The following is a 22,685-nucleotide window of genomic DNA, read 5'->3' as shown; positions in this document are numbered from 1 at the left end:
TAAGACTGAATCGTTGGGACAGCTATAAAGTGACATGCTAGAGGGGATCATGGCGGCTGAAAATTCAAAGGAACTGCTTTTCGACCGTAACCTTTGTGGGCTGGCACCGCTTGATTCTGAACGAGCACAATCCTTTCTGACTGATCTTGAAGAACGGGCAAAGGAAGACGAGCTTGGTCGCGTCATCGCACTGCTGAACAATGAGAAAGCCAGGAGCTTTCTTGCAGCCGTTCTTGATCTGTCGCCGTTTATTCGTGAATCCTTGATCCGTAAGCCGCGCATTCTTGATAGAATAGCAACAGCCGCGCCCGAAGAGGCACTCGCCGATATTCTTTCCGAGATTACCGCATCCGGCACGGAAGAGGGCGTCACAGAAGCTTCTTTGATGAGCAGTCTGCGCCAGCGAAAACGTGAGGTGCATGTGCTGATCGCGCTTTGTGATCTGGCGCAAATCTTCAATACAGAAACGACAACGGGCTGGCTCACCGATCTGGCCGAAGCTTGCACGGGTGCCGCCATCCGCTTTCTGCTTCGCGACGCGGACAGTGCGGGCAAAATCAAACTGCCCGACCGTGAGAGCCCTGATAAGGAATGCGGTTGGATTGTGCTTGGCATGGGCAAATTCGGCGCGCGTGAACTCAACTATTCCTCTGATATCGATCTTATCGTCTTTGTTGACGAAACGCGTCCTGCTATCGGTGATCCCTACGAATGCGTTGATACGTTTTCGCGGATGACACGGCGTCTGGTTCGCATTCTTCAGGATCGCACGGCAGACGGCTATGTTTTCCGCGTCGATCTGCGTTTGCGTCCTGATCCAGGTTCGACGCCTTTAGCGATCCCAGTTGGTGCAGCCCTTCACTATTATGAAGGGCGCGGGCAGAATTGGGAACGTGCGGCGATGATCAAAGCGCGCCCTATTGCCGGGGATCGTGAGTCCGGCAAACAGGTGTTGGCTGAGCTAGCCCCTTACGTTTGGCGCAAATATCTCGACTACGCGGCAATCGCTGACGTCCATTCCATCAAGCGGCAGATCCACGCCCATAAGGGGCACGGCGATATTGCCATTCGCGGCCATAATGTGAAGCTCGGTCGTGGTGGCATCCGCGAGATCGAATTCTTTGTGCAAACACAGCAGTTGATTGCAGGCGGACGGTTCCCTGAATTGCGTGGTAATCAAACTGTCCCGATGCTCGGAAAGCTCGCAGAGCGCGGCTGGATCAGCGAAAAAGCCCGCGATTGCCTTGCCAAAGAATATTTCTTTCTCCGCGATGTAGAACATCGCATTCAGATGATTGCCGACGAACAGACCCATATTCTGCCGGAAGACGATGAAGGCTTTGCTCGCGTCTCTCATATGATGGGTTACGCTGATACCGCAGAGTTTTCCGAAGTGTTTCTGTCAGCTCTCAAGGTTGTCGAAAAGCACTATGCCGCGCTGTTCGAACAAGCGCCGGAGCTTGGTTCCTCCAGTGGCAATCTCGTTTTCACCGGCGATGTAGACGATCCGGGTACTTTGGAAACGCTGGCCTCGATGGGCTATGAACGTCCCAGCGATATCTGCCGCGTTATCCGCACATGGCACTTTGGTCGCTATCGCGCCACGCAATCAGCAGAAGCGCGCGAACGCCTCACTGAACTGACCCCAGCCTTATTACAAGCCTTTGCTGCTACCAAGCGCGCCGATGAATCGCTCTTGCGTTTCGATGGGTTTCTGCAAGGCTTGCCTGCGGGCATTCAGCTTTTCAGTCTGCTGCAATCCAATCCGCGTCTTCTCAATCTGCTCGTGATGATCATGAGTGCGGCGCCACGACTTGCCGAAATCATCACAAGGAAGCCGCATGTTTTCGACGGTTTGCTTGATCCGGCGATTTTTTCCGAAGTACCAACCCGCACCTATCTTGAAGAGAGGCTCCGAGCATTTCTGGGCGCTGCAACCGATTTTGAAGAAGTTTTGGATCGCCTTCGTATTTTTGCGGCTGAACATCGCTTTCTGATCGGTATCCGTCTGCTGACAAGTGCAATTGATGGCGTCCGTGCTGGGCGCGCCTTTTCCGATCTGGCTGAGCTGATGATCGGTAAGGCCTTCGAGGTTGTTGAAGCCGAACTGCAACGGCGTCATGGTAAGGTTAAGGGTGCTAAGGTAGTGCTTCTTTCGATGGGCAAGCTCGGTAGCCGCGAACTGACCGCAGGCTCTGATGTCGATCTGATCCTGCTCTATGAACATGACAAGGATACTGAAGAATCCGATGGTGAGAAGCCGCTGGCTCCGTCACAATATTATATCCGGCTCACACAGCGCCTCATCGCTGCACTCTCCGCTCCGACTGCCGAAGGTGTGCTTTACGAAGTCGATATGCGATTGCGCCCATCGGGCAACAAAGGCCCTGTCGCAACCCATATTGAGTCATTCGGAAAATATCAGCGCACAGAGGCTTGGACATGGGAACACATGGCTCTGACGCGCGCACGCCCAATTCATGGCGACGCTGCATTCATAGATTTCATCAAGGGTGAAATAGAGGATGTGTTATCCACCAAGCGCGATACGGCTAAAATAGCCAAGGACGTGCGTGAAATGCGCGACCTCATTTATCAGGAAAAGCCACCGCGCGACGATTGGGATTTCAAGCTGAAACCCGGCGGTATTGTCGATCTTGAATTCATAGCGCAGTTCGCGGTTCTCGTTGGAAAGGTCGCAAAGACCCCGCGTCCTCTTGCAACTGACGAAGTGCTTGCTGGCCTTGATCCCTCATTCGCCGATCCAGCAACAATTGATGCTCTGGTTGAAGCGCATCGCTTCTATACCAATCTCAGCCAAACAATACGTCTCTGCCTTGGCAGTGACGCCACGCGTGAAGAGTTCATTCCTGGAATGATTGATATTCTCTGTCGCGCTGCCGAGCTGCCGGACATTAAACGCGTGGAGCATCACCTGACGGAACTGGCCTCGAATGTTCGAACCAGTTTTGACAAGCTGATAAACTGATTATGCTGCGTGGGTTTCAGTATGTTGGCTGGAGGCAATGGCCTGTCTCCGGTCAGGTATGCATACCGAGACTACGGTTCCAATGCCTTCAGTTGAGCGGATGCGCAGCCAGCCGCCATGGAGTTCAGCAAGAGATCTGGTGATCGCAAGGCCTAGACCTGAGCCAGTATGCGATTTTGTGAACTGGTTCTCGACCTGCTCGAACGGCTGACCGATTTTCCGCAGAGCGGATTTCGGGATACCGACGCCAGTGTCCTGAATAGTCATGAACAGAGCTGATCCAGTCTTCCGTGCGCGAACAGTGATGCGTCCATTGTGAGACGTGAACTTCACCGCATTGGATAGAAGGTTGATCAGCACTTGCTTGACGGCACGGCGATCCGCATTGAGCTGCATGGCTTCTTCAATACGCGTCTCAACTGTGATGTTTTTTTCATCTGCTTGCAAAGAAATCATGCGCACAGTTTCATTGATCAGCGGACAGAGGTCGATCTCCTCACGATCAAGCGAAAAATGGCCCGCTTCGATCTTCGACATATCGAGAATGTCATTGATCACGTTGAGCAGGAAATTACCGCTGGTGTGAATGTCGTTGATATATTCCTCATAGCGGTCGGAGCCGAGTGGCCCGAAAGTGCCAGCCTGGATCATTTCGGAGAAACCGATGATTGCATTGAGCGGGGTGCGCAACTCGTGAGACATATTGGCAAGGAATTCGGACTTGGCGCGGTTTGCAGCTTCCGCGCGTTCCTTTTCCTGACCGTATTTGCGAGCCAGTTCTGATAGTTCACGTACGCGGTCGCGCTCACCTTTACGGGCAATGGACAGGTCGTGAATGGTCGCCATCAGGCGTCGTTCGCTATCCACCAGACGTTCCTGATGCTGCTTGATCTGGGTAATGTCGGTGCCGATGGAAACCAAACCACCGTCCTGTGTACGGCGTTCATTGACCTGTAGCCAGCGCCCATCGCTCAGTTGACGTTCGAAAGTCTGGCCACCAGCGCGATTATGCTCGTTCGCCATGCGACGTTCAAAGCTGAATGGACGCGTATGCGCATCAACTTCGTTGCGCGGCACGCCGGGCTTGAGTGTCCAGACCGGAAGACCTGCGTATTCGCTGAACTTGGAATTGGCCATCACCAGACGGTTATTGGAATCCCAGAGAACGAATGCCTCGGAAATATTCTCGATGGCTTCCCGGATACGCATATCGGCTTCTGCCGTCTGCTGCGCAAAGCGATGCTGTTCACTGACGTCGAATGCAATGCCGACGAGGTGCAGATCATTTTCGGACGCGATCTCGGCACGAACCCGCATCCAGACCCAAGAACCATCCGCATGGCGCATACGGAAAACGCGATCCACATGCGAAATGTCACCAGCCGCTGCCTGTTCCGCAATCGAATAAAGATCGCCGTCTTCTGGATTGATGATTGCAGACACGTCGCCAAAGGCAAGCACAGCATCCTGCGCCTCATAGCCGAGCATCTCATACATGGAGCGCGACCAGTAGATGCGTCCGCGTGCCATATCCCAATCCCACAGACCACCACGACCACGCGCAAGCGCCATATCGATACGACGCTGGATCTGGCCGGAAAGATCGTCGGCTTCGCGGGCACGCGCTGCCTGACTGAAATAGGCATAGAGAATTGCAAACATCACTCCGGTCGTGCCTGCAAAGAGCGTCACGTTAAGCGATACGGCGCGTTTCCATTCAGCAAATATCGTGCTTTCCGGTTCCGCTGCAATGATAGCGTAAGGAACAGTCATTGGTTTTGACACTGTGCCGTAGGCAGCTTCTCCGTTCATGACGACTGTCAAAACGCCAGCACGTTCCGCAAACATAAACAGGGGCTGGATGTCGCTAAACACATCATCGGCCTGTTTGCCAACGATGTTGGTTGCGGGGCCGGAGGCTGTGACGATGACTGAATCGTCATTGACCAGAGCAATCGTCATGCCGCTCGAAGAAAGACCGCGGGAGCGAAATTCCGCAATGGTATTATCAAGATCTTTGGGCGCCATTTGCGCACCAGCCTGCGTGCCATTGGCTGCACGCTCGATCATCTGCGCCAGATTGGCAGTCGCGGCGGACAAGGCTGCCTTGTGCTGCAATTCGATGTCTTCGCGCCACGATAACATCGAGAACACGCGCGCCACGCCAAGTATGATGAGAAAGATGATGATGAGGGCCGGAACAAGACGACGCAATACGGGCTCAACCGCCACGAACTTACCGTAGGCAGGACCCGCAAGAAGCTTGGCATGCCCCGAGAGCCTGCCTTTCTTCCGCTTCCGTCCGGAGTCGCGATGCTTCCCCGCCGTCGCGTCGTACGCGTCGGTGCTTGCCATCTGTTGGCCCCTCTTGATTTGCCGTGACAGTTCCCAAGATGCGCCGGAAGCGCTGTCCGCCCGAAACTGCTTGAACTGAAATCTCTACTCAAAATGTTTCGGAATACGCCATCTCCGAACAGCTTCAATGAATCAAAAGTGATTCGCGCTGTCCAGTGAATTCGTTAACGAGATGTAAAAAACACCGCCGCCGCAATTGGTTTTTCTGTTGAATCTCAACCTGTTAAGCGGAATCAGTTTGAGAGAGTGCTCATCTAACATCATGAAAAGACTCATGAAAGCCGTAAGTCTTTGCAGGTTTTATGCGGTTTTTCTTGGATGACGGCAGAACGGTTGCGCCCGGCCCATTTTGGGGTCGAGCGTAACGAATCAGCAAGTAGCAATATATGATTCGCGAATCAGGCGAGGGTTCGGTCCACGATGTCGCGAAGATCGGTCGACAGCTTAGGAGTTCCGGCGATGCGAGCCAGTGCAGCACGCGCATGTTCACGACGCGTATCTTCGAGTGAGCGCCATGAGCGCAAAGCAGTGAGAAGGCGCGCTGCAAGCTGCGGATTCTCCGGATCGATCGCGAGAATGATATCGGCGAAGAAACTATAAGCCGCACCATCCTTGCGATTGAACCCGGTTGGGTTGCTTGCAGAAAAAGCCCCGATCAGTGCACGTACCCGGTTTGGATTGTCGAACGAAAGGAGCTTGTGTTTAGTAAGCGCACGAACGGCATCAAGCGCTTTTTCGCCGGGGCGTGTTGCTTGCACGATAAACCACTTGTCCATTACTAACCCGTCGTCACCAAACCGCTTTTCAAATGATGCAAGAGCGCCCTGAGCTTCATGGCTGTCACCAAAGCGATGCACCAATACACTGAGAGCGGCTGCGCGATCGGTCATGTTATCGCCGTCAGCAAACTGCTGGGCAGCGCGGGCAGGGGTGTTTTCGTGTCGGCTGAGATAGTCGAGAAGCACGTTGCGCAATGCGCGCTTGCCAGCTGATACGGCATCTGGCGAGAACGTTCCTTCCTGCTGCAAGCTTGCATAAAGCGATGCGAAATTGCCCGCATAAGCGGATACGATTGCCGTGATGAGGTGATCGCGGCTTGCGCGAATTGCATCAGGGTCAACATTGTGACCCATCTCACGCGCTATATCGCTTTCAGTCGGTAAGGTCAGACAAAGTGCTCGGAAGGCCGCATCAAGCGTTTCGTCGGAGGCAACGCGCCCTGCAAGTTCAATGATCCTGTTGTCAATTTCCGGTTCATGGCTGCCCCGCACACGTTTGGCACCGTCGAGCAGGGCTTGCGTGAAAATGCCAGTCAGGGCCTGCCAACGAGCGACAGGATCGCTGTCGTTCAATGCCAGGAATATACGGTCGTCCGCATCAAGCGGGGAGATCAGATTGATTGGCGCGGAGAAGCCACGTAGTAATGACGGGACGGGGCGCTCTTTGATGCCATGAAAGACGATGGTTTCCGACGCCCGATGCAGATGGATAACACCATCATGAGCATCTCCGCCCTCGACTGATGAGGGCAGAATATCTTTGCCGTTTGATCCCAGAAGGCCAAAGGCGATCGGAATATGCATTGGCTTCTTTGTTGGCTGCCCAGGAGTCGGTGCGAGCGATTGCGCAAACTCTATGGTGAAGGTTTCTTTTTCAGCATTAAAGTCGAAACTCGCTTCGACTTTGGGTGTTCCAGACTGATCGTACCAAAGCGAGAATTGTGAGAAATCCTGTCCAGAAACGTCAGCAAAAACTTTGATGAAGTCTTCAATGGTCGCCGCTTCTCCGTCATGGCGTTCGAAATAGAGGTCCATGCCTTTGCGGAATAATTCAGGACCGATGATGGTGCGGATCATGCGCACGACTTCCGAGCCTTTTTCATAGACTGTCGCCGTATAAAAATTGTTGATCTCGCTATATTCGCGCGGACGAACCGGGTGCGAAAGGGGGCCGCTATCTTCCGGAAACTGCTGCGCTTTCAGGATTTTCACTTCCGCGATGCGCTTCACAGGGCGCGAGCGCTCATCCGCAGAAAATTCATGATCGCGATAAACGGTGAGACCTTCCTTGAGGCACAGCTGGAACCAGTCGCGGCAGGTGATGCGATTACCGGTCCAGTTATGAAAATATTCATGCGCTATAACAGCTTCGATGCCTGCATAATCCACGTCTGTTGCCGTATCGGAGTCAGCGAGCACATACTTATCGTTGAAGACATTGAGGCCTTTGTTTTCCATTGCTCCCATATTGAAGTCGGAAACTGCAACGATATTGAAGACGTCCAGATCGTATTCGCGACCAAATTTTTCCTCGTCCCAACGCATGGAACGCTTGAGTGCATCCATGGCGTAAAGCGCGCGATCCTGTTTGCCATGCTCGACATAAATAGCGAGATCGACTGGGCGTCCTGATTGCGTGGTGAAATGGTCTTTCACAACATCGAGCGAACCCGCGACAAGGGCAAAGAGATAGGACGGCTTCGGATGCGGGTCATGCCAGACGGCAAAATGCCGATCGGCATCGCTTGGCACAACACCGTGCCCAACGGGATTGCCATTCGCGAGCAAAATTGGGGCGGCTGTCTTCTTGGCGTCAATGCTTACCGTATAAACGGAAAGCACGTCCGGCCGGTCATAGTAAAAGGTGATACGACGGAAACCCTCCGCTTCGCACTGTGTGCAATAGACGTCGCTCGACCGATAAAGCCCTGAGAGCTGGCGATTTGTCGTCGGATTAACTTCGGTGACGATCTCAAGCGTAAAACGGTCTGTATCGGGCAGGTCGGTGATTTCGAGCTGATCGGGCGTCACTGAATAGCCGTTGTCGCTAAGCGATGCTCCGTTCAGGCTCAAGCTGATCAACTTCAGCTCATCGCCGTCCAAAATAAGTGGCGTTCCTGCAGGCGTGCCCGCTCGGCGCTCGATGGTCAGTTGGGCGCGAACGATTGTCTTTTCCGGCTCAAGGATGAAGTCGAGTTTCGTTTCTGGAATAGCGTAAGGCGTTGGGCGATAGTCTTCGAGGCGGAATGTCTGACCAGTTTCAGTACGCATTGCGAAACTCTTCTTTGAAGCGCATCCCGAAAAGTGTGAAACGGTTTTCGGGCAAGATGCGCGTTGAAATAAATCATGAGAGCGCCGATCGGGGTCAATCAAATCGAAAGGCGCTCCAAGCACTTCGATGCAAGAGTCGTATCCGGCTTTTTAGCAAACGACAAGAAAAGCGAAGTTGCTCAATATTTTTTACATGCCGCTCTCTGCTTGGCTGGAACTTTATTACGAACAGGCCTATGGATAGCGCGATAACTGTAATTTCCCGCCATGCTCCATATCTCCCGATTAAGGAATTGCGTTGTGAAGTCCCTTCCGGACGCGGCCTCCGCAAATGTTCAGGTCAGCGAAACTATCGAGCCTGATCTACTTCAGAACAACCCGATGTTGGGGATCAGCCTTAAAGTCGCTTCTGTCGCTGTTTTTGTGGGCATGTCGACCTTGCTCAAAGCTGCTGAGGGCATTCCACTTGGTCAATTGATCTTCTTCCGTTCATTCTTCGCAGTACTGGCGATCCTTGTCTATTTCGCTCTGCGCGGGCAACTCTCCGGCATTCTTCAAACCCGTCACGGCTTCAGTCACTTCTGGCGCGGAATGGTTGGCGTGGGTGCGATGTCACTGAGCTTTTATGCCCTGACCAAGCTACCTTTGCCTGAAGCAATTGCAATCAATTACGCGTCTCCCCTAATTGCTGTGGTGCTGGGCGCTCTAATCCTGCATGAAGTCGTCCGGCTTTATCGCTGGAGTGCGGTGATTATCGGCCTTTTGGGCGTAATGATCATCATCTGGCCACGCATGACCTTATTTGCTGAAGGCAATGTCGGACATAACGAAGCCATGGGTGCGCTTGCGGCTCTTGGGGGGGCGGTCATGGCTGCTTTTGCGATGATGCTGGTGCGTCGCCTTGTGCAGACAGAGCGCACCTCGACAATCGTTATCTATTTCTCGATTTCCGCCAGTGTTATTGCGCTGGTCAGTGTTCCGTTCGGCTGGGTTATGCCGACCGGACCACAGCTCGCAATGCTGATTGGTGCGGGTATTGCTGGTGGTATCGCTCAAATCCTTCTGACCGAATGCTATCGGCATGCACCGATGAGCACGATTGCACCATTTGAATACACATCAATGCTGCTTGGCCTGGGGATAGGCTTTCTGTTTTTTGGTGATATTCCGACTTTTGAAATGCTCATAGGCAGTGCCATTGTCATGGCAGCCGGCGGATATATCATCTACCGCGAGCATCAGCTGGCGATTGAACCGCACAAGGCGAATACCCCCCAACAGTCACAGTAACCTCATGCTTGCCCCGGCGTTCCCTCAGCGCGCGGATCAAGCTGCATTGTTTCGGGTGTCGATTGACCATCGGGCGTATGGAACTTGAATTCAGTTTTCTGATCACTGATTGCAGGACGCTCGAACCGCCGAATACGCCAGAAGGCGTGTAATCCGTAGATAGCATAGGCAACGGCCATGGTCACGAAGAAGCCAGACGCGCCGATGAGATCCATCATAGGGCCTGAAATTGCCGGTCCAAGCACACTGCCGCAGCCATAGATTATCAGCAATCCGCCGGAGATTTTCACAAATTCATTGGCATCGGCGTAGTCATTGGCGTGCGCTACATTGAGACTGTAGATCGGGTAGAGCACAGAGCCGAACAGAAACATCATGATGTAAAGCGCGTAAGGCGATGTTGGATGAATCAACAGCATGACAGCCGACAGGACAAACCCGATAACACCGGCTATGACCATCACAATTCGACGGTCTACGAGGTCAGAGGCGCGACCGATCGGGTACTGAAAAATTGCGCCACCGATCATGGCGCAGGCAAGCATGGTCGCGATGCCAAAGGTTGTAAGCCCATTCATTTCGCCATAGATCGCAGCGAGAAAGCTCCATGTGCTAGCCACAATACCAGCAATGAAAGAGCCAATGGCGGCAGCCGGAGAGCGGCGATAGAGGCCTTTCAAATCGAGTGAAGCCTGAGTAAGCGGGTTTGGCGATTGCGCACTTGAAAGTGTGGTTGGCAGCAGGGCGCTTGCATAGATGATGGCGCAGACGATGAAGAGCGTAACGGTCGTCGCATCGCCAAATGGCAGGATATATTGTCCACACATCAGACCAAGCATGGTGATGATCATATAGAACGAGAAAATCTTGCCACGCGTTTCATTTGTAACGCGTTCATTCAGCCAGCTTTCGATAATCATGTAGGAGCCGGCAAGCGAGAAGCCTGCGATGCCGCGAAAGATCATCCAGGCATAAGGGCTTATGATCAGTGAATGCAGGAGCAGTGCAATGGAGAGGAGTGTCAGCAAGGCTGAAAACACGCGCACATGCCCGACGCGTCGCACCAGATGTGGGATCAGGATGCAGCCCATTGTGAAAGCCAGTGAATAGGAAGTTCCCATCCAACCGATAGTCGTGGTCGACCAGCCTTCGATCCCGCCACGGATGGGCAGGAGAATACCCGCAAGCCCACCTGCAAGCAGCATGAGAAATGTGCTTGCCAACAAGGCGGCAATGGGCAGGAGCTGTCCAGCCATGATGAACTCCACGAAGGCCTATATTGTCCACACGGACTATATTTAAAGAATACCTGTTACCGTCAGGCACCGTTCAAAATGCGAACTACTGCATGTTTGCGGCATGTTGGTGACAGTCTTGCTGCCGATGCCACCGAAATGAAGGAATATCAATCGCCTAATTCGGCGAGCTTCATTTTTACAGCGAGAAAATCACGCCAGGCAAAGCGCTTCTGTGCGGGCGTGCGCAGCAGATAAGCCGGATGCAGTGTTGGCATAACAGGAATTTCAATGCCTGAAGGCGTGCGATGCACTTTCCAGTTGCCGCGCAGGCGCAAAATACCTTCAGCCGCCCCCGTCAACGCCTTACCGGCAGGACCGCCCAGTGCGACCAGTATTTTCGGTGCCGCAAGTTCAATCTGTCGTTCAATAAATGGGCGGCACAATTCAGTTTCGACCGGCGTGGGTGTACGATTGCCCGGCGGACGCCATGGAATTGTGTTGGCGATATAGACATTCTCGCGCTTGAGACCAATGGCCTCGATCATTCGGTTGAGCAGCTGTCCGGATTTACCGACGAACGGTAGTCCTTCTATGTCCTCATCACGCCCCGGCGCTTCACCGACAAACATGATGTCTGACGATGGATCGCCGTCTGCAAAACAGAGGTTTTTTGCAGTGAACTTTAGATTGCAGCCATCAAATGCTGCGAGCTTTTCGCGCAGTTCTTCCAGCGTTGCAGCTTGGGAAGCTGCTTCACGGGCAAGCGCGATCTGCGCGCCGTCTGGAACGTCAGTTGCAGCCTGCACAGGGCGGCTTGTGGGTGAGGGGACTGCTGCTTGGCGCGGCTGCTGTTGTTGCGGACGCGCGCGGTCTGTTTGCGCCGTAGATCTGTCTTCCTGCGCTGGTGCCGACCGTGCCAGCTGACGCTGTGGTTCTGTAAAGCGATCGATTGGCGTGTCGGAAAGTGGCATGTCGACGCCCGCTTCCGCGTAAAAGCGAAGCAGACCTTCCATATCCAGTGTTTCCCGGTCATCGATCATGTTTTTACCTCACAGATTGAGGTGGCGAATTTTGACGTCGATTGCAAGAGCGCAGCGCATAATTCCGGTTTATAGAGTGATTAAAGCATGTCTCCCCAAAGTAGGAACCGGTTTTCGGATAAAGACATGCGTAGAAACCAACCTGCATGTCTCCCAAAACTGAGAGCTAATATTTTTATGAAGGGACGATGCGTTGCGTCACAATAGCCCACAATCAGACAGTTGGCCGTTTAAGAATTGACGTTTACGTTAAGGTAAATACTATGAAGGTACTTTTTGCAGTGATTTTGGACAATTGGACGCATATGCGACAGTCTTTAACTCTGCGAGAGGGTAAAGCAACTGGAGCGCATGCGGAATAGTAAGAGCGTTTTCGGATATGATGCGCGTTAGAACAAAACGTTAGGGCGCGATCTGATGTATTCGGATTGAAAGCGTTTTAAGGGGAAACAAGGCCTGTCCGAATATGGTTTATCCCCATTCGCGATAGGTTCATGAGCAAAAACAATTGGATGCATTGCCCGCGCTGAAATAGTGAGGGGAAAATGTAAACCCGACGGAGGCACAAATGTCCGAAGCCCCAGCAATCGCGAGCCAGGAGCTTCCCGAGCGCGAGAGCATGGAATTTGATATTGTGATTGTTGGCGCGGGCCCTGCTGGCCTTGCTGCGGCTATCCGTTTCAAACAAATCAATCCCGAATTTTCAGTCGTCGTTCTTGAAAAGGGCGGGGAAGTCGGCGCTCATATTCTGTCAGGCGCAGTCGTCGATCCAAGTGGTATCGATCAACTGCTGCCGGGCTGGCGTGATGAAGAGGGACACCCGTTCAAAACACCAGTAACCGCAGATCATTTTCTGCTGCTCGGTCCTGCAGGCTCGGTGCGTCTACCGAATTTCGCCATGCCGCCATTGATGAACAATCATGGCAATTACATTGTGTCTCTTGGCAATGTCTGCCGCTGGCTTGGTACCAAGGCTGAAGAACTTGGCGTTGAAATCTATCCGGGCTTTGCGGCGACTGAAGTGCTTTATAATGATGAAGGCGCTGTGATTGGTGTCGCAACTGGCGACATGGGCATTGAACGCGATGGCACACACGGTCCGAACTATACACGCGGCATGGCTCTGCTCGGCAAATATGTGCTGATCGGGGAAGGTGCGCGCGGTTCGCTTGCCAAGGAACTGATAGCGAAGTTCAAGCTTGATGAAGGTCGCGAGCCAGCAAAATTTGGTATCGGCCTCAAGGAACTTTGGCAGGTTGATCCATCCAAGCATAAGCCGGGTCTGGTGCAGCATTCGTTTGGCTGGCCGCTCGATATGAAGACCGGTGGCGGCTCATTCCTCTATCACCTCGAAGACAATATGGTTGCGGTCGGCTTCGTGCTGCATCTCAACTACAAGAACCCGTATCTGGCTCCGTTCGAAGAGTTTCAGCGTTTCAAGACACATCCAGCGATCCGGGATACTTTTGAGGGCGGCAAGCGGTTGTCCTATGGCGCTCGCGCCATTACTGAAGGTGGCTTCCAGTCGGTACCAAAGCTTTCCTTCCCTGGCGGCGCACTAATCGGCTGTTCGGCCGGTTTTGTGAACGTACCACGCATCAAAGGGAGCCATAATGCAGTCCTTTCGGGCATTCTTGCTGCCGATAAGATCGCAGAGGCTCTTGCCGCTGGTCGAGCCAATGATGAGCCGATCGAGATCGAAAACAGCTGGCGCGACAGTGCAATTGGCAAGGACCTCAAAAGAGTCCGCAACGTCAAGCCATTGTGGTCCAAGTTCGGAACGGTCGTGGGTGTGGCGCTCGGTGGCCTCGATATGTGGACCAACCAGCTTTTCGGATTTTCGTTCTTCGGTACGTTGAAGCATGGCAAGACCGACGCGCAGGCACTGGAACCGGCAGCGAAGCACAAAAAGATCACCTATCCAAAGCCGGATGGTGTGCTGACTTTTGACCGCCTCTCATCAGTGTTTCTGTCGAACACCAATCACGATGAAAACGAGCCTGTTCATCTGCAGGTCGCGGACATGAAGCTGCAGCAGATATCTGAACACGACGTCTTTGCAGGACCATCGACACGCTACTGCCCGGCAGGTGTTTATGAGTGGGTTGATGCTGATGGCAATTCAGCGGCTGATCCGCAGGCCAAGGATGTTCGTTTTGTAATCAACGCGCAGAACTGCGTCCACTGCAAGACTTGCGATATTAAGGACCCGAACCAGAACATCAACTGGGTTCCGCCACAAGGCGGCGAGGGACCGGTTTACGTAAACATGTAATGTTCACGGGAAAGCAGAGTTAACAAAAGGCGGTTTTAAACCGCCTTTTTTATTGGAGCATAACTGATTGGGTTTCTGGTTCGTCTTCATCTTGTCGTTGAGGCAAGGGAACTGAAAACTCTAGCCTTACTGGCAGGTGATCGGAACCAGCTTCTTCGCGTGAAGCGGCGACAGGGGCTTCGATGTCAGGACTCACCAAAATCTGATCAATTGGCAGGCCAATGAAAGATGCGAGTTTTACAGGCAGACTTTGGGGCATCCATGTGCCACCAATACCGGTGATGGCTTTTGTACTCGACGCTTTTTCGATGCGATAGACTGCATTACTCCACGGCGTAGCATTGAAATCACCGGCAATGATTGAAGGACCGGTGATCTTTTGCAGTTCCGGCACCAGCGCATTGATGACAGTCGCCTGACTAAAAGGCCATGGCAGGACCGAGTGATAAGCTGCGACATTGACCCTTGTGCCGCTGAAATCGATGGAAGTCATGGCAAGGCGGTCGTCACCAAGACAGGTCTGCTCGCTACCTTCGCTGAAGGGGCGGCGTGACAGAATGCCGACACCCATATTGCTCCCGTCTTTGTGACATTCAAAATGATAAGGGTAGGTGCCCTTCAGAATGTCGATCCACGTGGCCCAGTCTGAACCAGCTTCCTGATAGGTGATGACGTCAGGCTTTTCCTGCGCGATCATTTGCAACACGCGCTTTGGCTCAGGATTATTGTAGCGCAGATTGATCTGAACCAGACTATAGCGCGCACCTGCCAAAGGAACATTAGCCTGTGCAGAGGTTGATCCATCAAGCAAATTGCGTGCCGCACCAAGTGTCGTGCTGAATGCAAGGATCGCAAACAACAGGATCATTGCACCTTCGCGCCGCATCATTGTGAACAAAAGCGGGATTGCGAGCAATGCCATCAGAATTGCAAGATATGGACGGAAATGAGCGAATGAATCAAGCGCGGGATGCGCTGATCCGAGAAAGCCAAGCACAAGTGGAACTGACACCAGAACAGCGGTGATTAGCAGAAAAAGTGAAAGGTTTTCGCGGCGTTTTGACATGATACGCATCTAGTCGCTGATTACGGCGCCATGATGGAGAGAGGGCAGTATGTATTCGCGAAAAACATACTACCCCACTCACCTATTGCCCTCCTGACTTATTTTTATTGGAAGGCTGTCTCGTAGAAGCTTCTGAGCTTGCGTGAATGCAGTCTCTCATCCGGCATTGCCGCGATCTTTTCCATCGCGCGAATACCGATCTGCAAATGCTGAGCGACCTGACGCTTATAGAATTCTGTCGCCATGCCAGGCAGTTTCAGTTCGCCATGGAGCGGTTTGTCGGAAACGCAGAGAAGTGTGCCGTAAGGAACGCGGAAGCGGAAGCCGTTGGCGGCAATCGTGGCCGATTCCATATCCAGCGCAACCGCACGCGCTTGCGAAAGACGCTGAACCGGACCGCGCTGATCGCGAAGTTCCCAATTCCGGTTATCGATTGTCGCGACCGTGCCGGTACGCATAATGCGCTTGAGATCATAGCCTTCAAGACCGGTGATTTCTTCGACAGCTTCTTCAAGTGCCACCTGAATTTCGGCAAGCGCTGGCAGAGGAACCCATGCAGGAAGGTCGTCATCAAGGACGTGATCTTCGCGCATATAAGCATGCGCCAGCACATAATCACCAAGCTGCTGACTGTTGCGCAGACCTGCGCAATGACCCAGCATTAGCCATGCGTGTGGACGCAGCACCGCGATGTGGTCTGTGATGGTCTTGGCATTGGAAGGGCCGACGCCAATATTGACCATTGTAATACCAGAATGATCAGCGCGTTGCAGATGATAAGCTGGCATCTGCGGCATGCGTTGTAGTGGAATTCCGCTGCTGGGCGCCGATTCACCTGCGCGCGTTATCGCATTGCCGGGCTCGACAAAGCTTTCATATCCACCGCCGCCTTCTGCCATAAGCCTACGGGCATAATCACAAAACTCATCCATGTAGAACTGGTAGTTGGTGAACAGGACGAAATTCTGGAAATGCTTGGGGCTTGTCGCCGTATAGTGCGCAAGGCGGTGCAGCGAGTAGTCCACGCGCTGCGCGGTGAAAGGTGCCAGCGGCATTGGTTCACCGGGAATTGGATCGAAATCTGCATTGACGATCTTGTCGTCGGTTGCCGCCAGATCCGGTACATCGAACAGATCGCGCAACGGATGCGTGAAGGCATTGGCAACCGATGCCTCGACATAAGTACCTTCAATGAAAGCAAAATGAATAGGAAGTGGCGTGGCCGATTCCCGAACCGTGACTGCTACGCCATGATTGCGCATCAGAAGGCGGATTTGCTCGTTGAGATAATGATCGAAGAGATCGGGCCGCGTGATCGTGGCCGAATAGTCTCCGGGTGTGGTCACATGACCGAAAGCGAGACGCGTATCCACGTGGGCAAAGCTGGAAGTAGATAGGCAGATTTCAGGATAAAATGCGCGATAGCGTTGCGGGCGAACTTCACCCCGTGCAAGTTGCTCAAAAGCCTTGCGCAGAAATTCGGTATTGCGATCATAAAGCTTGCGCAGCGCGGCAACCGCCGCGCCTGCATCGGTAAAAACTTCCGGCTCCACAAAGGGAGGGGTTTTGATATCAGGGATGAAAGTTTGTTCGATTCGCTGTGTCATGGCTTAGTATAGCAAACTCCATGACAGTCGCATGTCCCTGTTTACGCACTTCTTTGCAGGCTCACATAAAGCACAAGACCGGCCCCGCTCATATGTGCTTTCTGGCCGATTTGCGTATAGGCGAATGTTGCTGCAGGCCCAGTGAATACGGCAGTGAACAGCAGAACGCGAAGTGCAATACTTACGGAGATACGAAAGCGGGACATCATAATTGTTGGCCCCCGCTCATATGCTTGAGGTGCATCGCTGTAACGGGGGCAACGACTGGCTGATCACGATAAACGTCATATTTTCGATCAACAAAAAGGCCAGCAATGATCGCAATTCCCGCGATCATCAAACAGACTATTGTAACGCGCCACAGCAGCATGGTTCCCCCGACTATCGAAATTGTTCGTTCTACGGGTTTGAGTTTACGGGTCTCACCTGAACTGCTCCTGAGAGCCGCATTCATCCGGCGTTCAAAAATATTGATGTTTCATTAACTTGATCGCTTCGCTCTTGTGCCGGGCTACACGGAGCCTATGTTAGCCCGCATCGGAAATGCGGACAAAGCCAAGAAAGCGGGAGACAGATACCCATGGCTGAACAGACAAAACCCATTGAGCTTTACTATTGGCCTACACCGAACGGCTTCAAGATTAGCATTATGCTGGAGGAGCTTGGTGTTCCTTATGAAGTCAAATATGTGAATATCGGCAAAGGTGATCAGTTTCAGCCGGATTTTCTCAAAATTGCGCCGAATAATCGTATGCCAGCCATAATTGATCCTGAAGGCCCGGGCGGCGAGCCAATTTCGGTGTTTGAATCGGGTGCCATTCTGCAATATCTCGGTCGAAAGTTCGGCAAGTTTTATCCGACCGATGAACGCAAGCGTGTGGCCGTCGATGAATGGTTGATGTGGCAGATGGGCGGACTTGGGCCGATGTCGGGGCAGGCCGGACATTTCCGTGTCTATGCGCCGGAAAAGGTGCAGTACGGTATTGATCGCTACACCAATGAGGTTAATCGCCTCTATGGCGTCCTGAACCGTCAGCTTGAAGGTAAGGAATACATTACAGGCGAATATTCTATTGCTGACATGGCGAGTATCGGCTGGATCAATGCTTACAAGAATTATGATCAGAATCTGGAAGATTTCCCAAACCTCAAGCGCTGGCATGAAACGATGAACACGCGTCCGGCTGTGCAGCGTGGCCTTGTGGTCGGCAAAGAAGAGCGAGAAAAGTCTAATCTGGCAAATGACAAGGAAGCTCAGAAAATCCTGTTCGGCCAGAAGGCTCGCTAAATAGCGGTTTCTACAGCGCATCCCGAACGGCCTCTCGGTTCAGATGCGCGGAAAAATAATAAAGCACCGATCTGCTTCTGTCAGATCGGTGCTTTAATTGCTGCTCTCATGCATTGCTTATTGGCGTGTCAGGCTTTCGCTCTTGCAGATCAATCCGCCCATAACGCATCCGGATAGCGATAGCGTGTTGCCTTTAACGCTGGCCTTGCCGGTATAGGTCTTGCCTTCATCAAGCTTGTTGACTTCGCCCTTATAGGTGCCGTCTTTACCGGACATCGAGCCGATTGACTTGCCCTTATACTCACCGGTCTGCACGGTGCCGCAGTATTTGCCGCCACCACATGCAGCGTAGCTGATGATCGTGCCGTTTGGACGCTTCCATGTGCCTACAATTGCCTCATCGGCAAATGCTGGAGCAGACAGACCCGCCGTCAATGCAACAGCTGCAGTCATTCCCATAATAAAATTGCGGATCATGCATTCCTCCCAAAATGCCACAAGGTTTCAGGCCTTGCAGAATACTTACGCAAACGTAAACGTAATCGAGTTTTGGTCGGAGCGGAAGAGGGATAATTTGCGTGCTCGAATTCGCTGATAGCAATGTTTCCAGAATGCATCGCCAAAAGTGTGAAGCGGCTTTGAAGCCAAATACGGGGTAAATAAAAGCTAGAACATCGATCTCATTCATTCAGTTCTGAACACGCTTTGGCACATCAATCTGCACCATGGTTATCATCTGGTTTCCAAGCGAGAAGGTGAAAAACATCCCTATTTCCGAAAAACGCTGTAATTCAGATGGTTTGGATGTTTAACGAATTCCCAAGTTTACTCCTTGTTGGGATTTCGTTGTCCCCTTGTTAAGCATCTGTTTTAACGCGCATTTTAATCCTGTCGCTTATCTTAAAGACCATGAACGGAACGACAGATCCGACAGTTCCAAGACGGTGAAAGCCAGTCTCGGAAACAAAGAGCGGACGGTTCTCGGGATTTAACAGGGACAAAGAAAAATGACACAGTTTCAGAGCGTTACGCAGCACGACAAAGCAGGTTCCCAGGATCGCATTCTGCTGGAGATGGGTTTGAAATACGCTATCGGTCGTGACTGTGAAATCGATGTGGTCGAAGCGCATAAGTGGCTCAACATCGCAGCCATTCGTGGTAATCAGAAAGCTGAGCGCATGCGCAATCAGGTGGCGGCGACCATGAGCAAGACAGAGCTTGCTGCAGCTCTTCGCGGTGCGCGCGAATGGATGACTGCGCACTAAGATTGCTTGATTACTGACAAAAAAGCCGCCTTATCAGGCGGCTTTTTTATTAGCTAATACCGAGATAACGCCCCGGCTTGTGGTTAATCGCGATGATGGCGTTCATCGCTATCGCACCCACCAGTGAAAGCAGCATGTTTTCAAGAGGGATGAAAAACAGCGATCCAAACATGATGAGGACATCGAGTCCAAGCTGAAACCAGCCAGCACGAATGCCGTAGGCATCCTGCAGATAAAGGGCGAGAATGTTGACGCCACCAACACCGGAGCGGTGACGGAACAATGCCAATACCCCCATTCCCATCAAGGTTCCCCCCATTAGTGCTGCGAAGAGCGGGTTGATCGAACTGAAATCGACACATAACGGAATGACTTTTGCGAAGAACGACATCAGCGCGACTGCGATGAATGTCCTGATCGTGAATGGCCAGCCCATACGCTTTGCTGCAAAATAATAAAATGGCAAATTAATCAGAAAATAAAGCAGGCCAAATCCAATGCCGGTGGCATACTGGATCAAAAGGGCGATGCCAGCGGTGCTACCCGTCATCAGCGTCGCTTGACTATAGAGCGTAATGCCCAGCGCAATGAAGGAAGTGCCAATCAGCATGGCGATCGCGTCTTCGTAAAGACGGTGACGATCGAAACCCATTGCGCTGGTAACATCAGCAAGCGGGGAGGCGCTATCTGCGATATCGGCCACGTTTAACTCCAGAGCTGCGAAAACCGGTAATCCGGACAAGATTGCACAAATGGCTCGAACTAAAGTTCCGCCATCTGAGTGCATGTAAATTCGCGCTGTACTGATGGGCGAGTGCTCCACGCGCCAGCGTCAAGTCTTGGGAGACATCGCAGATATAGCATTCAGAGAACATGCCCGCACTGCTTGAAATATTGTTATTTTAGGTGGGGCTTTGTTGATTTCACGCAATTCCTAAGCGTCAATTTTTTAAGAATATTTCGTGTTGTGCTTTAACGAGAAAACGCTTCACATCGCCCGGCGTGCGCAAATGATATTTTTGCAGATGGGAAGAAGCCTCTTCAACAAAAGAAAGCGCCCGAATACGGCCATTTTTACGATAATTGGCGACAAACTTGAAAAATTCCCAATCAAAGCGTTCTGCACAGCCTTCAGCCATATCCGGGCGCGACCGGCCGTAATGTCGAAACGTTCGCCTTATGATTCGCCAGAGCCGTCGCGGCGTCGAAATATCGAGAAATATGAGCATATCGGCACGTGATGCGCGGTGCGCCATTGTTTCGCTATGATTGCCTTCGAATATCCATTCATCGCGATCAGCAACCTGGTTCGTAAGACGGCCGATCTCGTTGCGCGGGCGCATAACCCAGTTGGCTTCCCAGTAAATGGTGTCGATGTGAATCACAGGTAGACCACTGATTTTTCCGAGCATGCTTGCAAGGGTAGACTTCCCCGAGCCAGCGCCGCCAATGATCATGATCCGTTGTGTCACTTGGATGTCCCCGCATTTTAACTCTGTTCCAATAAAGACAGGACAAGAGTTTGGAACTACTATATATTTACTTTGTGTCATTCAAATTTACGTAACGTCTAAAGAATGACAGTTAGAAATTTTGTATTGTAGACAGTGGTAATATTAAGCAACTGATTGACAGTCAACTTGCCTGGCATCAAGCTAGTCGGTGGATGCGAAACTTTAAAAGGTATAAAGACCGGCAAAGCAGACTGATGTTTTGATTGTCGCGATAAGCGATCTGCGAATGAACCAAAAAAGCATTTCCGGCAAAACTGCGCGGCAATTTTGCGTAAGGATAATGCGTAGAGGCGGAACGGTTAGGACGTTTCAATCTTAACTGAGCCGTTCTGGAGTGCATCCCGAAAAGTGTGAAACGGTTTTCGGAAAAGATGCGCATTGAAGCAAAGAGTTGAGGCGCGCAGATCTGAAAAATCAGATCGAAATGCGCTCAAGAGCAACGAATTCAATAGCCCGTATCCGACAGGGAGCGACGAGATGTCTATTCGTACCATCACAGCCTTGGCTGGCACAGCAATCATTTTGAGCGCATCTGCCTTTGTTTTTTCATCACCGGCAAGTGCGCTGACTATGAAAGAATGTAGTGCGAAGTATCAAGCGGCCAAAGATGCTGGAACACTGGGCGATGCTAAGTGGAATGATTTCCGCAAGACGCAATGCGGTGACGATGCCGCAGCCACTCCAGCGGCACCTGCAGCGCCAGCGAAGAAAGCGGCAGCACCAGCTAAAAATGCAGCCGCACCAGCAGCGGATGATGGGGCGAAGAGCCTCACAATGAAGCAGTGCAGCGCCAAGTATCAGGCAGCTAAAGATGCCGGTACCGATGGTGGCACGAAATGGAATGATTTCCGCAAATCGGAATGTGGCCCAGGCGCTGATCCAGTTGCTCTGACCACCGACGGTAATTCGGAACCTGCGGCACCAACCGCAGCCGCACCACGCGGCGTGAAGTTTCCGACAGCAGTTTCGTCGAAGTTTTCGAGCGAATCTCCAGGCAAGGCCCGCATGCATACCTGCCTTGAGCAGTATCATGCAGCCAAGGATGCAAATGCATTGGGCGGTCTGAAGTGGGTTCAGAAGGGCGGCGGTTACTACAGCCTTTGCAACGCACGGCTAAAGGGCAACTCGTAATTTCGGAGCGTTTCCTGTTAAATGAAATGACGGAAACCGTGTTCTGCTTAAAAATTTTAAATCTGGGACGGCTTATAAGTCGGCTTGAACTTACACCGTTTTAGAGAGAAGGGGCCTTGCAGATCTGCAAGGCCCCTTCTTCTTTTAGAGCGCCGTTGCCGTAACGTTTAACTAAGTAGCAGTGTTCCTGCGAAGTGAGACGGTTTCAGGCTTTCTTGAACCAGCTACTGATGCCAACCACAAGCCAGCCCAAAATCATCAAACTTCCCCCAGTAGGGGCTGCCATTGGAAAAAGTCGGTTGCCTGTCATGTCTCGCATGAACAGATCACCGCAGAATAGCACCAGTCCAGCCACTAATAACGCACCACCAATATTCGCAATACGGCTGTTAGGAACAATCAATGACAACACCAGAAGGGCGGGAGCGTGGCCGATAAGCAGCGGCGCTATCGCACCTAAATGATTCTCACCTCCATGCGCCGCACCCGCATACGCGGCTATTGCGAGAGCACCACAAAGGCCGGCAAGTGTACCAAACAGAACATTGCGAGGTTGGGTATCGTGTTGATCAGACAT

The 22,685-nt window shown here is 52.2% G+C and carries 17 protein-coding genes; 6 read left to right on the top strand and 11 right to left on the bottom strand.

All coding sequences use genetic code 11. The annotated features are described in order from the left end of the window. The first annotated feature begins 49 nt into the window (after window positions 1-49). Window positions 50-2,989: a bifunctional [glutamine synthetase] adenylyltransferase/[glutamine synthetase]-adenylyl-L-tyrosine phosphorylase gene (locus QBD00_RS14125; RefSeq protein ID WP_318579797.1), complete on the top strand. Its 2,940-nt coding sequence runs from the start codon at window positions 50-52 to the stop codon at window positions 2,987-2,989. Here QBD00_RS14125 and QBD00_RS14120 read toward each other — a convergent pair whose 3' ends face one another. Both QBD00_RS14120 and pepN read right to left on the bottom strand, forming a co-directional pair. Beyond that, a complete protein-coding gene (locus QBD00_RS14120; RefSeq protein WP_095446286.1) occupies window positions 2,990-5,344 on the bottom strand; it encodes a PAS domain-containing sensor histidine kinase in 2,355 nt (784 codons plus the stop codon). Between the two features lie 398 nt (window positions 5,345-5,742). Continuing rightward, window positions 5,743-8,394 carry an aminopeptidase N gene (pepN, locus tag QBD00_RS14115; protein ID WP_318579796.1) on the bottom strand — a complete coding sequence of 884 codons (2,652 nt, stop codon included), beginning with the start codon at window positions 8,392-8,394 and terminating at the stop codon, window positions 5,743-5,745. Window positions 8,395-8,775: 381 nt separating this feature from the next. On the opposite strand from pepN, the gene QBD00_RS14110 reads away from it, so the two are divergent. Further along, window positions 8,776-9,684 carry a DMT family transporter gene (locus QBD00_RS14110; protein WP_264232097.1) on the top strand — a complete coding sequence of 303 codons (909 nt, stop codon included), beginning with the start codon at window positions 8,776-8,778 and terminating at the stop codon, window positions 9,682-9,684. 2 nt (window positions 9,685-9,686) lie between these two features. Here the strand turns inward: QBD00_RS14110 and QBD00_RS14105 are convergent, their stop codons facing one another. After that, window positions 9,687-10,940 (bottom strand): MFS transporter, encoded by a 1,254-nt coding sequence (locus QBD00_RS14105; RefSeq protein ID WP_095446288.1) that lies wholly within the window; start codon window positions 10,938-10,940, stop codon window positions 9,687-9,689. Window positions 10,941-11,089: 149 nt separating this feature from the next. Next, window positions 11,090-11,962, bottom strand: a complete 873-nt coding sequence (locus QBD00_RS14100; RefSeq protein ID WP_318579795.1) for a uracil-DNA glycosylase — start codon at window positions 11,960-11,962, stop codon at window positions 11,090-11,092. A gap of 568 nt (window positions 11,963-12,530) precedes the next feature. Between QBD00_RS14100 and QBD00_RS14095 the strand changes: the two genes are divergently transcribed. Further along, the gene (locus tag QBD00_RS14095) at window positions 12,531-14,237 is read left to right on the top strand and encodes an electron transfer flavoprotein-ubiquinone oxidoreductase (protein ID WP_318579794.1); all 1,707 of its coding nucleotides are present in this window, start codon (window positions 12,531-12,533) and stop codon (window positions 14,235-14,237) included. Window positions 14,238-14,286: 49 nt separating this feature from the next. On the opposite strand, the gene QBD00_RS14090 is transcribed toward QBD00_RS14095, so the two are convergent. From QBD00_RS14090 to QBD00_RS14080, 3 genes are all read right to left on the bottom strand, one after another. Further along, window positions 14,287-15,303, bottom strand: a complete 1,017-nt coding sequence (locus tag QBD00_RS14090) for an endonuclease/exonuclease/phosphatase family protein (RefSeq protein WP_318579793.1) — start codon at window positions 15,301-15,303, stop codon at window positions 14,287-14,289. Between the two features lie 104 nt (window positions 15,304-15,407). Then, window positions 15,408-16,910 carry an AMP nucleosidase gene (locus QBD00_RS14085; protein WP_318579792.1) on the bottom strand — a complete coding sequence of 501 codons (1,503 nt, stop codon included), beginning with the start codon at window positions 16,908-16,910 and terminating at the stop codon, window positions 15,408-15,410. Between the two features lie 41 nt (window positions 16,911-16,951). Continuing rightward, window positions 16,952-17,119, bottom strand: coding sequence for a hypothetical protein (locus QBD00_RS14080; RefSeq protein ID WP_318579809.1), 168 nt, complete (start codon window positions 17,117-17,119; stop codon window positions 16,952-16,954). 371 nt (window positions 17,120-17,490) lie between these two features. Here QBD00_RS14080 and QBD00_RS14075 point away from each other — a divergent pair, with 371 nt between their 5' ends. Further along, window positions 17,491-18,198 (top strand): glutathione S-transferase N-terminal domain-containing protein, encoded by a 708-nt coding sequence (locus QBD00_RS14075; RefSeq protein ID WP_095446294.1) that lies wholly within the window; start codon window positions 17,491-17,493, stop codon window positions 18,196-18,198. Between the two features lie 117 nt (window positions 18,199-18,315). Here the strand turns inward: QBD00_RS14075 and QBD00_RS14070 are convergent, their stop codons facing one another. Next, entirely contained in the window at window positions 18,316-18,675 is a 360-nt protein-coding gene (locus QBD00_RS14070) for a DUF2147 domain-containing protein (protein ID WP_095446295.1), read from the bottom strand. Between the two features lie 530 nt (window positions 18,676-19,205). On the opposite strand from QBD00_RS14070, the gene QBD00_RS14065 reads away from it, so the two are divergent. After that, a complete protein-coding gene (locus QBD00_RS14065) occupies window positions 19,206-19,463 on the top strand; it encodes a sel1 repeat family protein (protein ID WP_024897309.1) in 258 nt (85 codons plus the stop codon). A 49-nt stretch (window positions 19,464-19,512) separates the two neighbouring features. Here QBD00_RS14065 and QBD00_RS14060 read toward each other — a convergent pair whose 3' ends face one another. Together QBD00_RS14060 and QBD00_RS14055 are read right to left on the bottom strand one after the other, a co-directional pair. Further along, entirely contained in the window at window positions 19,513-20,166 is a 654-nt protein-coding gene (locus tag QBD00_RS14060) for a YitT family protein (RefSeq protein ID WP_151091426.1), read from the bottom strand. 238 nt (window positions 20,167-20,404) lie between these two features. Continuing rightward, complete coding sequence (locus QBD00_RS14055; RefSeq protein ID WP_318579791.1) at window positions 20,405-20,920, bottom strand: DNA topology modulation protein FlaR; 516 nt, start codon at window positions 20,918-20,920, stop codon at window positions 20,405-20,407. Between the two features lie 534 nt (window positions 20,921-21,454). Between QBD00_RS14055 and QBD00_RS14050 the strand changes: the two genes are divergently transcribed. Then, entirely contained in the window at window positions 21,455-22,108 is a 654-nt protein-coding gene (locus QBD00_RS14050; protein WP_095446298.1) for an antifreeze protein, read from the top strand. A gap of 205 nt (window positions 22,109-22,313) precedes the next feature. On the opposite strand, the gene QBD00_RS14045 is transcribed toward QBD00_RS14050, so the two are convergent. Continuing rightward, window positions 22,314-22,685 carry a DUF423 domain-containing protein gene (locus tag QBD00_RS14045; RefSeq protein ID WP_318579790.1) on the bottom strand — a complete coding sequence of 124 codons (372 nt, stop codon included), beginning with the start codon at window positions 22,683-22,685 and terminating at the stop codon, window positions 22,314-22,316.

It is taken from the genome of Ochrobactrum sp. AN78 (assembly GCF_029909885.1).
GTDB lineage: Bacteria > Pseudomonadota > Alphaproteobacteria > Rhizobiales > Rhizobiaceae > Brucella > Brucella quorumnocens.
Note: the sequence above shows the minus strand (reverse complement) of the source record. Positions and strands in the feature narration are given on the sequence as shown.

Bases quoted from the DNA above. Each gene is read 5' to 3' on its own strand.
- QBD00_RS14105 (WP_095446288.1), bottom strand. From the start codon at position 10,940: ATGGCTGGACAGCTCCTGCCCATTGCCGCCTTGTTGGCAAGCACATTT.
- QBD00_RS14065 (WP_024897309.1), top strand. From the start codon at position 19,206: ATGACACAGTTTCAGAGCGTTACGCAGCACGACAAAGCAGGTTCCCAG.
- QBD00_RS14070 (WP_095446295.1), bottom strand. From the start codon at position 18,675: ATGATCCGCAATTTTATTATGGGAATGACTGCAGCTGTTGCATTGACG.
- QBD00_RS14080 (WP_318579809.1), bottom strand. From the start codon at position 17,119: ATGATGTCCCGCTTTCGTATCTCCGTAAGTATTGCACTTCGCGTTCTG.
- QBD00_RS14055 (WP_318579791.1), bottom strand. From the start codon at position 20,920: ATGATCATTGGCGGCGCTGGCTCGGGGAAGTCTACCCTTGCAAGCATG.
- QBD00_RS14095 (WP_318579794.1), top strand. From the start codon at position 12,531: ATGTCCGAAGCCCCAGCAATCGCGAGCCAGGAGCTTCCCGAGCGCGAG.
- QBD00_RS14125 (WP_318579797.1), top strand. From the start codon at position 50: ATGGCGGCTGAAAATTCAAAGGAACTGCTTTTCGACCGTAACCTTTGT.
- QBD00_RS14085 (WP_318579792.1), bottom strand. From the start codon at position 16,910: ATGACACAGCGAATCGAACAAACTTTCATCCCTGATATCAAAACCCCT.
- QBD00_RS14045 (WP_318579790.1), bottom strand. From the start codon at position 22,685: ATGTCTGATCAACACGATACCCAACCTCGCAATGTTCTGTTTGGTACA.
- QBD00_RS14120 (WP_095446286.1), bottom strand. From the start codon at position 5,344: ATGGCAAGCACCGACGCGTACGACGCGACGGCGGGGAAGCATCGCGAC.
- QBD00_RS14100 (WP_318579795.1), bottom strand. From the start codon at position 11,962: ATGATCGATGACCGGGAAACACTGGATATGGAAGGTCTGCTTCGCTTT.
- pepN (WP_318579796.1), bottom strand. From the start codon at position 8,394: ATGCGTACTGAAACTGGTCAGACATTCCGCCTCGAAGACTATCGCCCA.
- QBD00_RS14090 (WP_318579793.1), bottom strand. From the start codon at position 15,303: ATGTCAAAACGCCGCGAAAACCTTTCACTTTTTCTGCTAATCACCGCT.
- QBD00_RS14075 (WP_095446294.1), top strand. From the start codon at position 17,491: ATGGCTGAACAGACAAAACCCATTGAGCTTTACTATTGGCCTACACCG.
- QBD00_RS14110 (WP_264232097.1), top strand. From the start codon at position 8,776: ATGTTGGGGATCAGCCTTAAAGTCGCTTCTGTCGCTGTTTTTGTGGGC.
- QBD00_RS14050 (WP_095446298.1), top strand. From the start codon at position 21,455: ATGTCTATTCGTACCATCACAGCCTTGGCTGGCACAGCAATCATTTTG.